The organism is Methanobrevibacter sp. (genome assembly GCF_045130115.1).
Taxonomy (GTDB): domain Archaea; phylum Methanobacteriota; class Methanobacteria; order Methanobacteriales; family Methanobacteriaceae; genus Methanocatella.
The window spans coordinates 1-15,371 of the sequence record NZ_JBGUPC010000035.1 but is presented as its reverse complement, the minus strand read 5'-3'; the positions used below and the strand labels follow the sequence as shown (position 1 = coordinate 15,371).

Here is a 15,371-nt window from a genome sequence, read left to right as displayed (position 1 = left end):
AATTATTTATTTGAATTTGGAAAATTATATTAACACAAAGTTATAACAATTAATATTAATGGAGGGAAATTTATGGAAATTAAAAAAGGACATATATTTTCTTTACTGATTATCATGATTATTATCGCAGGTGCAGTATCAATTGCCAGCGCATACACCGGAACCGGCTTTTCACACAATGTGCCCAGTTCCAAGTACCATGATTTGTCTGCATCAGACATATTGAATAAATACGAGGATACAAGCTGCAAGGTTGAGGAAAGTGCCGTTTGCACACATGTGGTTGATGGAGACACAATCTATTTGGACAATGGTGAAAAAGTGCGTTTTGTAGGGGTAAACACTCCTGAAAGAGGCGTTGAAGGCTACATCACATCGAAAAACTTTGTCCAAAAATTATGTCTTAATAAAAAAGTTGGCATCGACATTGATGATTCAAAACATTCAGACCGCTATGGCCGAACATTGGGCGTTGTTATTGTTGGCGGAAAGAACGTGAATGAAATGCTTCTGAAGGAAGGCCTTGCCGAAATCATGTACATGCCCCCAAGTGAATTTTATCCATATGACTGGGCAAACGGCAATACACATGTGGCGGACACACACAGCTCCTCTTCATCAGGTTCCCATCCCACAAGCAGCGAATCTACAAGCTCATCTGATTCAGCAAACTATGTTGGAAATGCAAATTCTGGAAAATTCCATGAAGCAGACTGCACTAGCGTGAGCAAAATGTCTGAAGGCAACAAAGTATTCTTTTCAAGCAGAGACGATGCAATCAATCAGGGATATGTGCCCTGCAAACAGTGCAATCCCTAATTTTCATATTTTAATCTTTTGATTTCCCCTTCCAACCTATCCAAATCATCATAATTTTCAGCAATATTTGAATATATCAATCCAAGGGAATAATTAGCGATACTTTCGATTAATGGGATAACAATACCAATATATATTAAAAATCCAACATATGGAATTGACATTACAAATGATGTGACAAATGAAATTATGCTCATCAATACCAGCATGACTATCGCCCATTTGATTATATTGAATATTCCTATGTTTCTAATGTCGCCAATTACCTTATTGATTTTTAAAGCTTCAGTTAAACTATTGAAGTAAGCCATTCTGGCTTTTGCAAAAAACAATAAAAATTCGAATAGGACATATGTGATAAAAATAATCAGTAGCATCAATCCGAGAGTCGCTAAAAAAGTATGAATATACAGGTGACGAAGTGAATCAATGCTTGCTGGACCCAATGTAGTAAAAGCAATGTAAAACATGACAGCAGGAACAATCATGTAAACAACTCTTAGGGACAATACTCTAATCGAATCATAGATGTTGTTCACAAGATTAAAGGAAGGGAGTATGGAAGATCCTTTTGAACCTGTTTTAACAATGGATAACAGATACCCCGGTACAATTAGAATGAACAGGAAGAATGATATTACTCCTAAAATCACTACATAATCGTTATCGAGAGCCATGCCTATTGGCACAATAGCCATTAAAATGAATAGAAGAAACAGAAGAGGCAATTTAGCGATATTTCTAAAAGGATATTTAAAAGAATTTGAAATTATCTGCCCTACATCCATCGTATCACCTCATCTAAATATGAAAACCGGATTCTTATCCTGATTGAACACTTCCGCCTGTTGGTCCTGATAATTCAGATAAAGGCTGTTGGAGTCTGTTACTTCACCTACCACTTCCGCTTCAATTGAAAATCTTGACAGATAATCCTTGATGTATTCACAGTATTCTTCTGAAGCGGTAAATACAAAGCCTGAACCAGGATATGACCTGAGCCAATCCACCCATTCCACATTTTCATTTCTTGGAATATCCTCCAAATTGACTACAGCACCTTTTTTGGAAGTTTCAAGCAACATTTCCAATGTTCCCAAAATTCCAGGATTTGAAATGTCCTTTCCGGATTTAATATAATCATTTTCAGCCAAGTATTGAACTGCAGTGATTTGATCCTGAACAAGCTGCGCGTCCTTATCATATGTGGTGTCCCAATTTAGGCTGAACATTTCATGAGGCTTGCCGTCAAGGTCAATTGCAACAATTACCTTATCCCCAACTTCAGCCCCGAAACTTGTTATGAGTTTATCTTTATTTGCAATCCCTACAATCGCAACTCCAAGGGAATCAACTTCTCCATCAGGATGCAGGTGTCCTCCAACCATCGGAACGCCAAATTTCAAGCATCCGTCCTTTATTCCCTTTAATAAATCTTCATAAATATCATCATTGCTTATTGACATTATGTTGACCATTGCCAAGGGTTTTCCTCCCATAGCTGCAATATCATTTACATTTACAAGTACGGAACAGTATCCTGCCCAGTAAGGGTTCACATTCATGATGTCCCCCCATATTCCATCTGCAGCGATAAGCATTACCTGACCGTTTCCAATGTCAATAGCTGAAGCGTCGTCACCAATATCTATTACAACATTGCCTGAAACGTTGTAAGATTCTTTCAAAAGGGAGATGACATTATCTATTGAACTTTTACGGGTGACTCCTTTAAATTCTTGAATTTCCCGAACAAGATTTTTAAAATCCAAATTTACACATCCCAGTTTTAATCAATATAATTAATTTTATATTTGCAGTTAATATTTTTTATAATTTCTTCAATTTTTACTTTTACATCATCAATACCGGCAAATTCATATGATACCTGTTTGCCGCCAAAGATTTCCTTTTTAATATCTTTACCGATGATGTCATCAAAACCGCTTTCAACTTCAAAGATTATCGAATTTTTAACCTTAAATCCATCTTCCACAACCTTGTCCAAATCCCCATCGGTTATTCCTATTACAGGTATATCAAATCTGTACAAAATATCCGAAGATATCAAAGTAGTGTCATCCCCAACGGTTATGACCAAGCTGGAATTTCTAAACTTATAGACATCCTCACCAGCATGATCAAGAAAAGACACAACAAAATCGTTTGGCTTTTCCTTAGAAATAACTCTAGGGGTGACTTTTGCATGTCTTAAAAGGCCGGTCTTAATGATTGCGCTTTCAAGGTCAACTTCTCCAAGCTTTTCCAATCCATGGGCTTTAAGCTCTCCTCCGACAATATCGACAATGTGATTATCCTTTGCTATCAATGTCAGCTTATCGGAGTTGGTCTTTCCAATGACTACGCTATTGACCATAATATTCTCGCCGGGACTGACGCCATGGACGATTCTCTGGTCAACACCAACGTCATCATGCTTAATGTGATTGTCATAAACTTCCTGAGGAGTCACTATATCCAAATCCAATTTTTGAGACAACTCATGAGCAATTTCCAAATCATTATTCCATGGGATTATGCTGCCGTCTGTTTCTCCGGGACGCTCAATTTGAATTACAGGAACATCATTGTCATAAATTTTCCCGATAAAATGATTATAAACCTTATATCCAAAAACCTGACCTGTCACATCAGATTTTCCATAATTTAATAAAAATATCACATCAACCTGTTCATCATAAAACAGCTTTAAAGAATCGCTAGGCACCAATTTGCGTGAAATATCAATGACATTTTCCAGATTTGCATCAATTACTGCAGTACGCCCCATTGTTCCGCCAAGCCTTGCAGAAACATCACCATATGTCCTGAGCAATTCAATCAATCTTAAGGCATATCCTGAATCAATTATATTCGGACCATGAACCACAACACCAATTCTCATTTGTTCACCTTAATTCTTTTTTTAAAAATCCGAGACCCACATATTTCACAATCGTCAAATGGATAATCCTCATTATATTCTTTTTTACATCCTTCACAGATTTTTTTCCAATTGTATACTCCCTTGATTCCTTCGGTTATGACACCGGAATATGGAATATCCATGATTTTCAAAGTATTTTGAATTGTATAATCATCACTGATTACCTTAACGTTATGGCCTTCCTCACGCAGCATGTATGCAAGTGATATTAATTTTTTGTCAGGAACGGATAACCTTAAAATATCACCTGAAACAGATATAATATCATTGACACTGGATATATATCTGTAAGGCACATCTTGTATACATAACTTGCCTTCCTCAAGTGCCATGTCAAATGTTAATTTAGATTTGAAATCTTTAATTTCGGAAGTAATCTCTGGAACCGTGAAATTATTATCAGAAATAATTTTAAAACCATTAATAAAAGCCGATGCATCCAATACATAAGTAATTTCCATGAGATTATATTTAGATTTATAAATTAATAAAACTTAACTATCAAAAAATGCACAATTTACAATCCATACCGAATAAGTTTTGAATATATCAGGAATAACTTTGGAATAAGTTTTGAATAAAATCGGAATAACCTCCGAATGAAAACTGAATAGATTTAGAATAAAGTATTAAAAAGATTGGAAAATCTTTTGAATAAAATTTGAAGAAATCTGGAACATATTTTGAAAAAGTTATTTAAATTCCAACGAGTAAACTAACATCAACGAGAAATTTTTAGAAAAAAATTTCTAAAAAATGACTCTTGGAGGATCAAAATATGAATATCACAGACAACATTGACAATGATATCAAGTTTCTTGCAAAATCCGAAATAAGGCTAAAAATTCTAGGTGAATTGGATAAAAAACCAAATAATGTTCGTGGCATTGTTAAAAAGACCAATATAGCCTACAGTTCAGTTTCAAGTAACATGAGTAAATTAGAAAGCAATAACTACATATCAAAGGTTGAAAACAAATACTATATCAACCCCATGACACAAGTCTATTTCAAAACTCTGATGGACTTTAAAAACAGCGTTGAATTGGTGAATAACTACGATGCATTCTGGAACAAACATAATTTGAATCAGCTAAGCATCACATCAATAAAAAGAATCACTGATTTGAAAAATTCAGAACTGATCGAAACAACACCCATCGACATCTACAAGACCCACAACACTATTAAAAATCAAATCATGGATTCAAAGAATGTAAAAGCGATATTTCCATATCTGCATCCAGAATACCCCAAATTGATTGAGGGTGTTTTAAAAAATAATGGAACTGTGGAATTGATTGTGCCTGAAAGCATATTTAAGGAGCTTATGTTTCGCGTCAGTGCAGATGTGAGAAGAAAAGCCATCCGGCATAAAAAGCTAAATGTCTACAGTTTCAAAAATGATTTGAATTTATATTTAACAATATGTGATGAAAATATGAGTTTAGGACTATTTAAAAATGATGGAAGCTTTGATCAAAACAGGGTTTTAGTCTCCAGCGACAAGAAATCCCATAATTGGGCTCAAGAATTATTTAACCATGTGAAAAAGCAGGTGAAAGCATGAGTACTGTAGAAACAAAAAATGAATTGAGCAAGGAATTCAGCGGCATCAAATACATATTAACATCAGGCATGAGATCAAAATTGCTTTTAGCAATTTATGACGGGCCTAAAAATTTGAATGAACTAAGGAATGAATTGAAAAAACCATCTGCAACAATATTACATGGATTAAAAGAATTAGAAACAATTAATCTAATCCGTAAGGTTCAAAAATATTATGAACTCACGTCAAACGGTTTTTTATTGACAACAAACATGGTCAAGCTTATAGAGAATTGGTACGCCCTAAACAAAAACAAATCGTTCTGGAATGGCCATGATTTGGACGGCATCCCTGACGATGTGTTGAAAGATATTTATCTATTAAAAAATGCCGAATATGTCGCATCAACTACTAGCGACTTGTCAAAGGCATTTAACACATACATCAAAGTTATTTCAAAAGCTAAGAAATTAAAAATAATACTCCCAATTTATTCAGAAAACCATTTTAAACATTTAATAAAACTATTAAACGACAAAAAATTGAAAAAATTGGAACTTGTGGTTAGTGAAGAAATTTTAAATTCAATAGAAGAAAATGAACTGCTTAAAAAAGAACTGATCAGCAGCAATAAAGTGAAAATCAAATGTGTTGAAAGAGAATTGAAAGTCTTTTTAACATACAGCGAAGAATTTATGTCACTAACCCTATTCTTTAAGGACGGTCATTATGATGATTCGCAACTATTGATTGCAAAAGACAAAAATGCAGTCAAATGGGCAAAAACTCTCGAAAAAAGCATTTAAAAAAAATAATGGAGGAGGATTAATGACAAGCTCACAGGAAACATTGATTGGCTGGGGTTTTGTTGAGATAAATGATAAAGAACTTTTGAACTTTTTAGTTGGAAGAAAAGGTGGCAAAACAAGCATTTTGATATTAGATTTGATACTGCAAAAACCATATAACAAAAATCAACTAGCAAGGCAGTTAGAACTTGATTACAATACTATAAACTATCACATAAAGATTATGTGCAACCACGATTACATTAAAGGAGAGAAATTTGAAAAAAGTGTCTTCTATTATCCTACTGAAAAATTTAATAAGGTCCATGATGAATATAAATTATTAAAAGAATATGTATTAAACAAATAAATTACAACCTAGGGAGAATTTATATGAAAAGTGAAACTACTGAACAGCACAAAAGCGAATCATCTAATGACATTTCCTGTGGAATAATAACTCTTAGTGATAGTAGAAAATCTGAAAAATTAGATTTATCCGGTAAGATTATCTCTGAAGAAATCGAATCCCGATATACCTTAAAAACTAAAAGTTTAATTCCCGATGAAAAGGAAGAATTAATTAAAACAATTGATAAGCAAATTTTCGAGGGTGTTGATGTGATCTTGACAACAGGAGGCACAGGTTTGGATACCCGTGACATAACTGTTGAAACAGTAGAATCACTTTTCGAAAAAAAAATAGACGGGTTTGGAGAACTTTTTAGAGCTAAATCTTTTGAAGAAATCGGTTCTGGAGCCCTTCTTTCAAGAGCTACAGCCGGAATCTATAAAAAGACACTAATATTTTCCATGCCCGGATCCCCTAATGCAGTTAAAACAGCATTAAGTTTAATTATAGATGAACTTCCACATTTTGTTCATCATGTAAACAAATGATGAAATTAATTTTCATCATTTTTTAATCAAAAAATTCATTTACAGTTATTAAAGGCTCTAAAGTTATGCCTGCTTTTTCGAACTCTTCAATAGCTCCTTCTTGCCTATCGACCACCACAAATGCTCTAACCACATTTCCGCCATTATCCTGAATGGCTTTGATTGCTTTTAAAAGTGAACCTCCAGTGGTGGAAACATCTTCAACTACAATCACATTATCATCTTGGTTCAGCTCACCTTCAATTAATTTGGATGTTCCGTAACCTTTCTTTTCTTTACGAATCATCAGTAAAGGCAGTTTAGAATCTAAAGATACTGCAGTGGCAATTGGAACTGCACCTAAAGCAGGTCCTGCGACCTTATCAATGTTTTGCCCTGAAATTTTTTCTGTGATTAGTTTTGAAATGGTGGACAATATTTCAGGCTCGGTAATTGCCTTTTTCATATTGATGTAGTAATTACTCTTCTTTCCGGATGATAATGTAAAATCACCTTCAAGAAATACTTCATTTTCCTTTAATAATTCAATTAAATGCTCTTTTGTAATCATTATAAATCATCTTCGCCTTTTAGTAAAATTTTATCACCAATTACTTTAACAAGTTCCATTGGAACTAGATTTTCACTAGCTTTGATTTGTTCAGAAAACCCGGTTTTTTTAAGAACCAAATCTGTAATTTCATATGTATCCTTATCTAAGATAACATCTGAAACTTTACCGACAATCTGAATGTCTGCATCGAGAACTTCTTTTCCAAATAATTCATCTCTTATTCTCATTAAAAACACCTTTTAATATTACATAGTTTTTAATATTAATTAATTGTTTCTAAAAAATGGAACCAAAAAGCAAAATTGTATTAAATAGCAACAATATAATAACAATTAATTTCAAGGTGAACATATGGAAGAAAAAACTTTCAGCGTATCGGAAATTAATTCCTATCTCAATAAAAAATTTAAAGGAGATGCGAATTTAAAGGTTATTTATGTTAAAGGTGAAATATCCAATTTCAAAACATATCCGAGCGGACATAGCTATTTTACATTAAAAGACGAAAAATCACAAATTCCGGCAGTGATGTTTAAAGGAAGAAAGCACAGCCTCAAATTCCAGCCTGAAAATGGTATGAAAGTGATTATCAAAGGTAAAATCGAAGTTTTTGAAAGAGACGGCAAATACCAGTTATATGCATCAACAATGACTGAAGATGGAATAGGGAACCTGCATGTTGCCTTTGAACAGCTGAAAAAAAAGCTTAAAGCCGAAGGTCTGTTTGACGATACCCATAAAAAGGAAATTCCGGAATACCCTGGAAAAATAGGTGTTGTTACTGCTCAGACAGGAGCTGCAATACGGGACATCATAACAACAATAGAGAGAAGATTCCCATACTGTGAAGTCCTGGTCTTTTCCACACTTGTCCAGGGAGAACAGGCTGCCCCGCAAATCGTACGTCAAATTAAATATGCCCAACAATTTGACATTGATACACTAATTGTCGGTCGCGGAGGTGGAAGTCTGGAGGACTTATGGCCATTTAACGAAGAGGCAGTCGCAAGGACAATTTATGACTGCAAAATACCCGTCATAAGTGCTGTAGGTCACGAAGTGGACTTTACCATAGCCGATTTTGTGGCGGATGCAAGAGCTCCAACACCAACAGGTGCTGCAGTGATGGCCGTTCCGGATGTCAATGATGTTAAATTCAAAATTATACAATTAAGAAACAGATTGAAAAAAGACATTGGCGATAAGATCATTCAAAACAGGACCAAATTAAAACATGTTTCTGAAAAGCAGATTTTTAAAAATCCGGAATCCATTTACGAAATTAAATCCATGACATTGGATAATCTTGTTACCAGATTAGAGTTTTCATCTAAAAATATCATTGCAGAAAATAGAAACAAATTGCAGGAACTGGAAAACAAGAATATTATGAAAAATCCTGATGAAATAATTAGAATGAAAAGAGAACCATATCTGAGAAATGTTGATAAACTAGCTGTTCTCAACCCTCTTTTGACACTGAAAAGAGGTTATACATTAACAAAGGTAGAAGGAAAAGTGGTGTCTTCAGCAAAAGACGTGAAGTCTGGGGATAAGCTTGATGTTGAATTTGATGACGGAACCGTGAATACAAGGGTGATATAAATGGAAAATTTAAGTTTTGAAGAAAGTTTAGAAAAATTAGAAGAAATTGTGAACAAGTTAGAAAACGGTGATGTGCCGTTGGACGATGCAATCGATGAGTTTAACAATGCTATGCAATTAGTTAAAATCTGTGAAAACAAATTATCAAAAGCGGAAGAATCAATTGCAAAAATAGTTAAAGACAATGGAGATGTTGTTGAATTCAATTCAACAGAGTGAATATTGTCTTTAATTTTTAAAAAAAGAAAAAAAGAAAATTTAAAGATCAGTAGCCTCAGCATCATAAACATCAATGATGAGTTCTGAAGAGACTAAATCTTGAATATTTTCTCCAAATCTTATAAAATGATCAGTTTGCAAATGTGTACCTAAAATTTCTTTAGATTCCCATTGTTCAACAAATAACAATGTGCCATCTGCAGTATTAGAATATAAATTATAATCTATGTTTCCTTCTTCTTTTTTAGTATTTTCAATTAAATCTTGTGCAAATTCAACAATTTTTGCACATGCATCTTCATCTTTAGGAATTGCTTTAGCTAAAACCATTATCATTAAAATCACCTCATAATTAAGGAATCTCAATTAAATATTAAGAAATTATGAAATGAACATAATCTCCTAAATATTTAACTGAAGTTGAAATTAAATATATTAGTAATACCTATTATATTTTTAGACAACTATATTTTACAATAGAGTAGTTAAAAATATTACTCAATTTTCAATCTTATTTCTCGAACTGTGGGATTCCAGTAATTCTAAGTCCTCCATAATGGGATCTGTATTTAATATTCAATCCTATTAATAATGGAGTGATTTTTTCGATAATTCTTGATTTTTCTAATATTCCGCAGTCAATAGCTTGGACGCCTGGAAGTTTATCTATAAGTTCAATTGCAACTTCTTTAGCTTCCTTATCATCCCCTGCAATTAAACAATCACAGTCTATTTCATTTGGAATATTGGATAAGTGGGAGTTACTGATATTACAGAATGCACAAATTACCTTTGCACCGGTTCCATCAAGGATTTTAGCAGTTCTTTCAGCAGCAGATCCTTCCATTAAATCAATGAAACGGAAAGGTTTTCCTCCGATAGCTGTTTCAAGAGGAACAGTAGCATCAAGAACAATTTTATCAGCACAAAATTCTTTAATTCCTTCAAGTGTAGGTTTTTGAGCTGCAAGAGGTACTGTGAGAATTAAGATATCTCCAGCTTTTGCCGCATCTTCATTAGCCATACCTACAATATTTAAATCATAATCTTTAAGCTCTTCAATTGTTTCTTCAACAATGGTTAAAGCTTTTTCTTCTTTACGTGATCCAACAATTACTTCAACACCTTCAATTGCAAATCTTTTTGCAATTCCGAGACCTTGTGGACCAGTTCCACCAATTACTGCAACTTTCATAATATCACCTTAAAAAAAAGAAAATATATGTAATGATTAAAATCATTACATAAACTGCATCTAGTCGAGATCTAACATTACTACAGGTTTGATTAAGTCTTTAGGTTTGTCTTTCATCAAGAGTAAAGCATCTTCGATTTTTTCAAGACCTTTGAATTTGTGGGTAACTAATAATTCTGGGTCTTGTCTGCCGCATAATGCTAAGTCAGCAAGTCTTTCCATTCTTACTGCTCCACCAGGACATAATCCGTTTTTAATGTTAATGTTTGACATACCGCAACCCCATTCTACACGAGGGATTAATACGTTGTCAGCACCACTTAAGTAGTTTACGTTGGATACGGTTCCTCCTGCTTTTGCAGATTTGATTGCTTCAGCCCATGTGTTTTCTAAGTTACCACCTGCAATAACAACTGAGTCTACACCAGCACCGTCAGTTAATTCTCTGACTTGTTCGTCGATAGGTCCTTCTCTGTAGTTGATGATGTCTGTTGCACCGTATTTTTTAGCAACTTCAACGGAGATTGGACGAGTACCTGCTGCGAATAGTCTTCCTGCACCTAAACATTTAGCACCAGCAATAGCTGAAAGACCTACTGCACCAATACCGATAACTAATACAGATCCACCTAATGGGATGTCAGCGTTTTCTGAACCCATCATACCGGTAGACCACATGTCGGTTAACATACATGCGCCTTCGTCGGATAATCCGTCAGGGATGAATGTTAGGTTTGCGTCTGCCATGTTTACATGGAATCTTTCACCGAATACACCGTCTTTGAAGTTGGAGAACTTCCAACCACCGAGAGGTTCGGTTGTTTGTGATGGGAATCCTCTTTGTGCTGCTTCATCATCCCAGTCAGGAGTAATAGCAGGAACAATTACACGGTCACCAGGTTTGAATTTGGTAACGTGGCTACCTACTTCAACAACTTCACCAACAGCTTCGTGACCTAAGATCATGTCTCTTCTGTCACCGATAGCACCTTCCCATACAGTGTGAATATCTGAAGTACATGGAGATACACAAGTTGGTTTAATGATTGCGTCTAATGGTCCACATTCAGGAACTTCTTTTTCTACCCATCCGATTTCATTGAGTCTTTTCATTGCAAATCCTTTAAAAGTTGCCATTTTTTTCACCTCTTTTAAGTAAAACATTCATATAAAATTTAAGTGAAAAAACAAGGAAAAATAAACAAAAAATGTTTATAAATAACCCATTTAAACACTTATTTCTTTAAATAACCCGATTAAAAACGTGTTAATTTAGAAATAACTAAATAGAATACAAATGTTTTCTATTATAATATTTTACAAGTCCCATATATAAAAGTTACTACTTAACGGTGGCACATTTTCAGTATTACTAAATAATTATGGATTAAATAATATTTTTAAGGGTTCTTGATAATTTTTTATTAAGATGATTTTAATTAATTTGAAAATAAAAATTTTAAAAAAAATGCTAAAAATTCACAATGCCTATAAAAATTGAAGACAAAATTAAAAAATTTAAATTAAATTTAAGAATTTCAAGGTGATGTAAAAATTTCATGTTGATGATAAAAATTAATATTGATGAAGAATTAAATTCAGAACTGTAAAAAAAAATAAATTATAAAAAAATTAGAGAATGAAATTAAAAAAATTATTTCAAAATATACTTTTTATATGAATTATAGAATCTATATGCATCTTCAATACCTGATTCCTCATCAATTAAAAGCATTTCAGAATTATCGAAGACAGAATCATCATAAAATAAAAATATTGATGCAAAGATGTCAGATACAGTGAAAAAGATATTTGAAATGTCTTCAACAATATAATAATCAATCTTTTTATCACGGACCAATGCCTTGAAATAATTTTCAGAATCTGATTTGACAATTAAATCATAGATTGTTTTAGTAGTCAGCAAATCCAAATGCCCCTCATGATTAATTAAAGCTTCATATATTGAATCCATGAAAATTTTTGAAAATACCGGCAAAATCATACAGATATCTGTAGATTTTTTTATATTTTCCAGATACACATTTATAGGCTTTGCGAATTCTGTGATACTGGACTTAACAGATGAAACTCCGCTGAAGGAAGAAATGTCTTTTAAAAAGCGAGTAGGTATTGATTTAATGGCATGATCTTCCCAAAATCTCTCTTGATTGTCTATATTATCAAAATTAGATGACAGATTTTGTAAATTTTTAGCAAATAAAAAACCTATGGATGTAACAGCATATTTCCTATCAGGCAAACGTGTAATAAATTTACAAGATTTCAAATCGTTTAACCCCCTGGAAATATTACCTGATTTTCTATTGAACTCTGATTCAAGTTCTTTAATGGTTTTACTGGATTCATATAAACTAAGCAATAATTTTAATCTTGTTTCGGATGAAAGAATAAATTTTAAATAATTAAAATCATTCAAATTGCTGTTTTCATCAAAAAAATTGGAGCTAATAACTATCCCTCCTGCCGTTTGGATAAATTATATCTTCTAATGAAACATAATCGCCGCATAATTTTTCATATTCATCAAAAAGTTTCAATCCAAATTCTATAGCCTCTTGACTGGTGGAAGTGATAACCGCATTCTGATTGAACTCGCCATTTTTAGTATAAAACGCTAAGACCAAACATTTGTCAGAAACTGTGAATGCAAATTGAATATTGCAATCATTTGGCGTTAATTTGACAAATTTATTTTTAATGTTCGGACTTTTAGGCACATAATCTTTAATGAAATTTTTTACAGCTTCAGAAACCTCATCGGGAAGAATCAGTTCAACAGTACAATCATTATCAATCCAATAGCTTATAATATCGTCATGTTTTGGATGGAAATAAGGAAATATTCCTTTTAAAAATTTGAATCCCATCAATGAACGTTGAAAAATTTCAGTAGCTTTAAATAGATCAACATTATTGGACTCGATTAGTTTAGATCCCTCAAATGCAGATAAATCTTTATTTGTATCAATATTGATATCTATGAGAGAATAATTTAAAAAATCTGATTTTTCTTTTAAAAAGGTACATGCTTTGTTAAAATAAAGTACATTAGTTAATTTAAGTTTTGTTTTATTGAATAAATAAAATTTGTCTTCAACACTGAAAATAAATTTTCTTTGTTCCAGTTTATTAATATTATCCAGTATAGAACTATAACTATAGCCTGTTTTTTCCTCAATTTCTTTAATTGATGCCGAAGAGTTATATAAACATCCTAAAATTTTCAAACGAATTTCAGAATTAATTAAAAATTTAAGGTCATCTTGAAAATTTAAGAAATTGTTTTTATCCAATGTGTTCACCACAATAATACCTCCTCAGAATATCAATTTAATTTATATTTTATACAATATTTATACTTTTTAATTCAGCACCATTATTTTATTATAATATTACTATAATTTTTTTGTATAGTAACCATGTTCATAAATTTTATAAAAAATAGTCTAATAAACTGAGAAATAGCGAATTGAAAATAATTGAGATTAGTTAATCAATAAAATAATTGATCCAATATTCCAATAAACTTCTAACCGGATAGCTTTCGCAATTTTCTTTTATAAAGCATGCAAGATTAAAGGCATCCTCTTTTTCAATTAAATCATTTTCAAATTCATCAATCAGGTTTAAAATGGAAGTTGTAATTGCCACATTATCCTGCTTTTTCATATCTTTCTGCAATAGTCGGACAAATTCCTCTTTATCGCAATCCATATTATCATAAAACTCATTGATATCCAGGGTATAGCGATTTAGTCTAACCAACACATTTGATTGTGATTTTTCAGATATCCAAACCTGTTTTTTAACTGCCTTTTTAATGGATTCGCAAACAGCACCCGCAATCAGCTCCCCTAATTTGGAGTGCTTTCCGGCATTTGTAAGATTATTGTCAGATTCCAGATTGGAAAATATGCACAAACCGTCGGTTCCGGTTCCAGTCGCATAGCCGTTAGAGTATTGTGATGGAATCTTCAAATCATTTAATGCAACTGTTTTCGCTTCGGTTGCAGTCATAAATGCTTCAAGCAATGTTTCATATTCCAAATGTGCATTAATTAAAATAATCGTATTTATTGTGCCAAACCTGCCGTTTTCCTCATAATATGCCGCAGGATCACCTGCCCTTACAGCATTTGTCCTGACACCGGCAGTGGTCAATGCAACAACTTCAATATTTTTGAACGATTTTGTTGCAATGCTTACGTTTTTCATTCTGGCGAGAGTGGTTAAACCTGTTGAATAGGTGGAATCAATATTTAATGACTCGCAATGCTGAATCAGATACTCACTAACATCATGGTTTTCCAAATAATCAATATTTTCTTGGGATAAATGATGATTGAAAACGCTTTTGAAGTTGTTTGAAAATCCCCCATTTAACTTGGAAGTGGAAATTCCATTACGCTTAACATTAAATTTAACAAAAATAGTATCTTTTAAGTAATATATTTCATCATTAACTGATGATCGGAAAAATAGTCTGTCTTTCATAAAAATAAAAAAAAAAGAAAAGAAATTATAAAATTTCTTTAAATTTACATCATTGGAGGCATTCCGCCAGCCATGGATGGGTCCATACCCATGTCTTCAGGGCCTCTTGTGGATGCAATTACGTCATCGATTCTTAAAATCATTTCAGCTGCTTCGGAAGCAGATTGGATAGCTTGTTTTTTGACACGTTTAGGTTCAATTACTCCAGCTTCTTTCATGTCTGCTACTTCACCAGTGAATACATCTAATCCCATGTAGAATGAGTCTTCTTGTGC

At 33.0% G+C, this 15,371-nt stretch carries 20 protein-coding genes; 7 read left to right on the top strand and 13 right to left on the bottom strand.

Going from position 1 to position 15,371, the window contains the following annotated elements; all coding sequences use genetic code 11:
• Positions 1–72: 72 nt before the first annotated feature.
• Positions 73–819, top strand: coding sequence for a thermonuclease family protein (locus ACJMML_RS05500; protein WP_405306360.1), 747 nt, complete (start codon positions 73–75; stop codon positions 817–819).
• Here ACJMML_RS05500 and ACJMML_RS05495 read toward each other — a convergent pair.
• Genes ACJMML_RS05495 through ACJMML_RS05480 form a run of 4 tightly spaced genes read right to left on the bottom strand, consistent with a single transcriptional unit; the run spans position 816 to position 4,227 of the window.
• Complete coding sequence (locus ACJMML_RS05495; RefSeq protein WP_405306359.1) at positions 816–1,607, bottom strand: DUF4013 domain-containing protein; 792 nt, start codon at positions 1,605–1,607, stop codon at positions 816–818. The two genes, ACJMML_RS05500 and ACJMML_RS05495, sit on opposite strands and share 4 nt — an antisense overlap.
• 9 nt (positions 1,608–1,616) lie before the next feature.
• On the bottom strand, positions 1,617–2,591 hold the full coding sequence (locus ACJMML_RS05490; protein WP_405306358.1) for a methanogenesis marker 2 protein: 975 nt from the start codon (positions 2,589–2,591) through the stop codon (positions 1,617–1,619).
• A 17-nt stretch (positions 2,592–2,608) separates the two neighbouring features.
• Entirely contained in the window at positions 2,609–3,724 is a 1,116-nt protein-coding gene (locus ACJMML_RS05485) for a DUF2117 domain-containing protein (RefSeq protein ID WP_405306357.1), read from the bottom strand.
• Complete coding sequence (locus ACJMML_RS05480; RefSeq protein ID WP_405306356.1) at positions 3,721–4,227, bottom strand: type II toxin-antitoxin system VapC family toxin; 507 nt, start codon at positions 4,225–4,227, stop codon at positions 3,721–3,723. The genes ACJMML_RS05485 and ACJMML_RS05480 overlap by 4 nt, the downstream gene beginning before the upstream one ends.
• Before the next feature lie 317 nt (positions 4,228–4,544).
• On the opposite strand from ACJMML_RS05480, the gene ACJMML_RS05475 reads away from it, so the two are divergent.
• The 4 genes from ACJMML_RS05475 to ACJMML_RS05460 are packed head-to-tail and all read left to right on the top strand — an operon-like array spanning position 4,545 to position 7,006.
• Positions 4,545–5,336 carry a helix-turn-helix transcriptional regulator gene (locus tag ACJMML_RS05475; RefSeq protein ID WP_405306355.1) on the top strand — a complete coding sequence of 264 codons (792 nt, stop codon included), beginning with the start codon at positions 4,545–4,547 and terminating at the stop codon, positions 5,334–5,336.
• A complete protein-coding gene (locus ACJMML_RS05470; RefSeq protein ID WP_405306354.1) occupies positions 5,333–6,124 on the top strand; it encodes a helix-turn-helix transcriptional regulator in 792 nt (263 codons plus the stop codon). The genes ACJMML_RS05475 and ACJMML_RS05470 overlap by 4 nt, the downstream gene beginning before the upstream one ends.
• Before the next feature lie 22 nt (positions 6,125–6,146).
• Complete coding sequence (locus ACJMML_RS05465) at positions 6,147–6,476, top strand: winged helix-turn-helix domain-containing protein (RefSeq protein WP_405306353.1); 330 nt, start codon at positions 6,147–6,149, stop codon at positions 6,474–6,476.
• Positions 6,477–6,499: 23 nt separating this feature from the next.
• The gene (locus ACJMML_RS05460; protein ID WP_405306352.1) at positions 6,500–7,006 is read left to right on the top strand and encodes a molybdenum cofactor biosynthesis protein B; all 507 of its coding nucleotides are present in this window, start codon (positions 6,500–6,502) and stop codon (positions 7,004–7,006) included.
• Between the two features lie 22 nt (positions 7,007–7,028).
• On the opposite strand, the gene pyrE is transcribed toward ACJMML_RS05460, so the two are convergent.
• Positions 7,029–7,556, bottom strand: coding sequence for an orotate phosphoribosyltransferase (gene pyrE, locus ACJMML_RS05455; protein ID WP_405306351.1), 528 nt, complete (start codon positions 7,554–7,556; stop codon positions 7,029–7,031).
• Positions 7,556–7,786 carry a PRC-barrel domain-containing protein gene (locus tag ACJMML_RS05450; RefSeq protein ID WP_405306350.1) on the bottom strand — a complete coding sequence of 77 codons (231 nt, stop codon included), beginning with the start codon at positions 7,784–7,786 and terminating at the stop codon, positions 7,556–7,558. Before ACJMML_RS05450 ends, pyrE begins: the two co-directional genes overlap by 1 nt.
• Positions 7,787–7,910: 124 nt before the next feature.
• Between ACJMML_RS05450 and xseA the strand changes: the two genes are divergently transcribed.
• Together xseA and ACJMML_RS05440 are read left to right on the top strand one after the other, a co-directional pair.
• Positions 7,911–9,164: an exodeoxyribonuclease VII large subunit gene (gene xseA / locus ACJMML_RS05445; RefSeq protein ID WP_405306349.1), complete on the top strand. Its 1,254-nt coding sequence runs from the start codon at positions 7,911–7,913 to the stop codon at positions 9,162–9,164.
• Entirely contained in the window at positions 9,165–9,383 is a 219-nt protein-coding gene (locus ACJMML_RS05440; RefSeq protein WP_405306348.1) for an exodeoxyribonuclease VII small subunit, read from the top strand.
• A gap of 39 nt (positions 9,384–9,422) precedes the next feature.
• On the opposite strand, the gene ACJMML_RS05435 is transcribed toward ACJMML_RS05440, so the two are convergent.
• The 7 genes from ACJMML_RS05435 to ACJMML_RS05405 all read right to left on the bottom strand — a co-directional run.
• Positions 9,423–9,719, bottom strand: coding sequence for a putative quinol monooxygenase (locus tag ACJMML_RS05435; protein ID WP_405306347.1), 297 nt, complete (start codon positions 9,717–9,719; stop codon positions 9,423–9,425).
• 175 nt (positions 9,720–9,894) lie between these two features.
• Positions 9,895–10,578: an NADPH-dependent F420 reductase gene (npdG, locus tag ACJMML_RS05430; RefSeq protein WP_405306346.1), complete on the bottom strand. Its 684-nt coding sequence runs from the start codon at positions 10,576–10,578 to the stop codon at positions 9,895–9,897.
• Between the two features lie 60 nt (positions 10,579–10,638).
• Complete coding sequence (locus ACJMML_RS05425) at positions 10,639–11,715, bottom strand: NAD(P)-dependent alcohol dehydrogenase (protein WP_303738710.1); 1,077 nt, start codon at positions 11,713–11,715, stop codon at positions 10,639–10,641.
• A gap of 517 nt (positions 11,716–12,232) precedes the next feature.
• Positions 12,233–12,868 (bottom strand): helix-turn-helix transcriptional regulator, encoded by a 636-nt coding sequence (locus tag ACJMML_RS05420; RefSeq protein WP_405306345.1) that lies wholly within the window; start codon positions 12,866–12,868, stop codon positions 12,233–12,235.
• 178 nt (positions 12,869–13,046) lie between these two features.
• Positions 13,047–13,895 (bottom strand): helix-turn-helix transcriptional regulator, encoded by an 849-nt coding sequence (locus ACJMML_RS05415; RefSeq protein ID WP_405306344.1) that lies wholly within the window; start codon positions 13,893–13,895, stop codon positions 13,047–13,049.
• A gap of 196 nt (positions 13,896–14,091) precedes the next feature.
• Positions 14,092–15,096, bottom strand: a complete 1,005-nt coding sequence (locus ACJMML_RS05410; RefSeq protein WP_405306343.1) for an adenosylcobinamide amidohydrolase — start codon at positions 15,094–15,096, stop codon at positions 14,092–14,094.
• A 44-nt stretch (positions 15,097–15,140) separates the two neighbouring features.
• Positions 15,141–15,371 (bottom strand): TCP-1/cpn60 chaperonin family protein (locus ACJMML_RS05405; RefSeq protein WP_405306342.1); only part of this gene is annotated, 231 nt, incomplete at its 5' end.

What these genes read in the sequence shown, in the direction of transcription:
- ACJMML_RS05500 (WP_405306360.1), top strand. Translation starts at nt 73, where the DNA reads ATGGAAATTAAAAAAGGACATATATTTTCTTTACTGATTATCATGATT.
- ACJMML_RS05495 (WP_405306359.1), bottom strand. Translation starts at nt 1,607, where the DNA reads ATGGATGTAGGGCAGATAATTTCAAATTCTTTTAAATATCCTTTTAGA.
- ACJMML_RS05485 (WP_405306357.1), bottom strand. Translation starts at nt 3,724, where the DNA reads ATGAGAATTGGTGTTGTGGTTCATGGTCCGAATATAATTGATTCAGGA.
- ACJMML_RS05480 (WP_405306356.1), bottom strand. Translation starts at nt 4,227, where the DNA reads ATGGAAATTACTTATGTATTGGATGCATCGGCTTTTATTAATGGTTTT.
- ACJMML_RS05475 (WP_405306355.1), top strand. Translation starts at nt 4,545, where the DNA reads ATGAATATCACAGACAACATTGACAATGATATCAAGTTTCTTGCAAAA.
- ACJMML_RS05470 (WP_405306354.1), top strand. Translation starts at nt 5,333, where the DNA reads ATGAGTACTGTAGAAACAAAAAATGAATTGAGCAAGGAATTCAGCGGC.
- ACJMML_RS05465 (WP_405306353.1), top strand. Translation starts at nt 6,147, where the DNA reads ATGACAAGCTCACAGGAAACATTGATTGGCTGGGGTTTTGTTGAGATA.
- ACJMML_RS05460 (WP_405306352.1), top strand. Translation starts at nt 6,500, where the DNA reads ATGAAAAGTGAAACTACTGAACAGCACAAAAGCGAATCATCTAATGAC.
- pyrE (WP_405306351.1), bottom strand. Translation starts at nt 7,556, where the DNA reads ATGATTACAAAAGAGCATTTAATTGAATTATTAAAGGAAAATGAAGTA.
- ACJMML_RS05450 (WP_405306350.1), bottom strand. Translation starts at nt 7,786, where the DNA reads ATGAGAATAAGAGATGAATTATTTGGAAAAGAAGTTCTCGATGCAGAC.
- xseA (WP_405306349.1), top strand. Translation starts at nt 7,911, where the DNA reads ATGGAAGAAAAAACTTTCAGCGTATCGGAAATTAATTCCTATCTCAAT.
- ACJMML_RS05440 (WP_405306348.1), top strand. Translation starts at nt 9,165, where the DNA reads ATGGAAAATTTAAGTTTTGAAGAAAGTTTAGAAAAATTAGAAGAAATT.
- ACJMML_RS05435 (WP_405306347.1), bottom strand. Translation starts at nt 9,719, where the DNA reads ATGATAATGGTTTTAGCTAAAGCAATTCCTAAAGATGAAGATGCATGT.
- npdG (WP_405306346.1), bottom strand. Translation starts at nt 10,578, where the DNA reads ATGAAAGTTGCAGTAATTGGTGGAACTGGTCCACAAGGTCTCGGAATT.
- ACJMML_RS05425 (WP_303738710.1), bottom strand. Translation starts at nt 11,715, where the DNA reads ATGGCAACTTTTAAAGGATTTGCAATGAAAAGACTCAATGAAATCGGA.
- ACJMML_RS05410 (WP_405306343.1), bottom strand. Translation starts at nt 15,096, where the DNA reads ATGAAAGACAGACTATTTTTCCGATCATCAGTTAATGATGAAATATAT.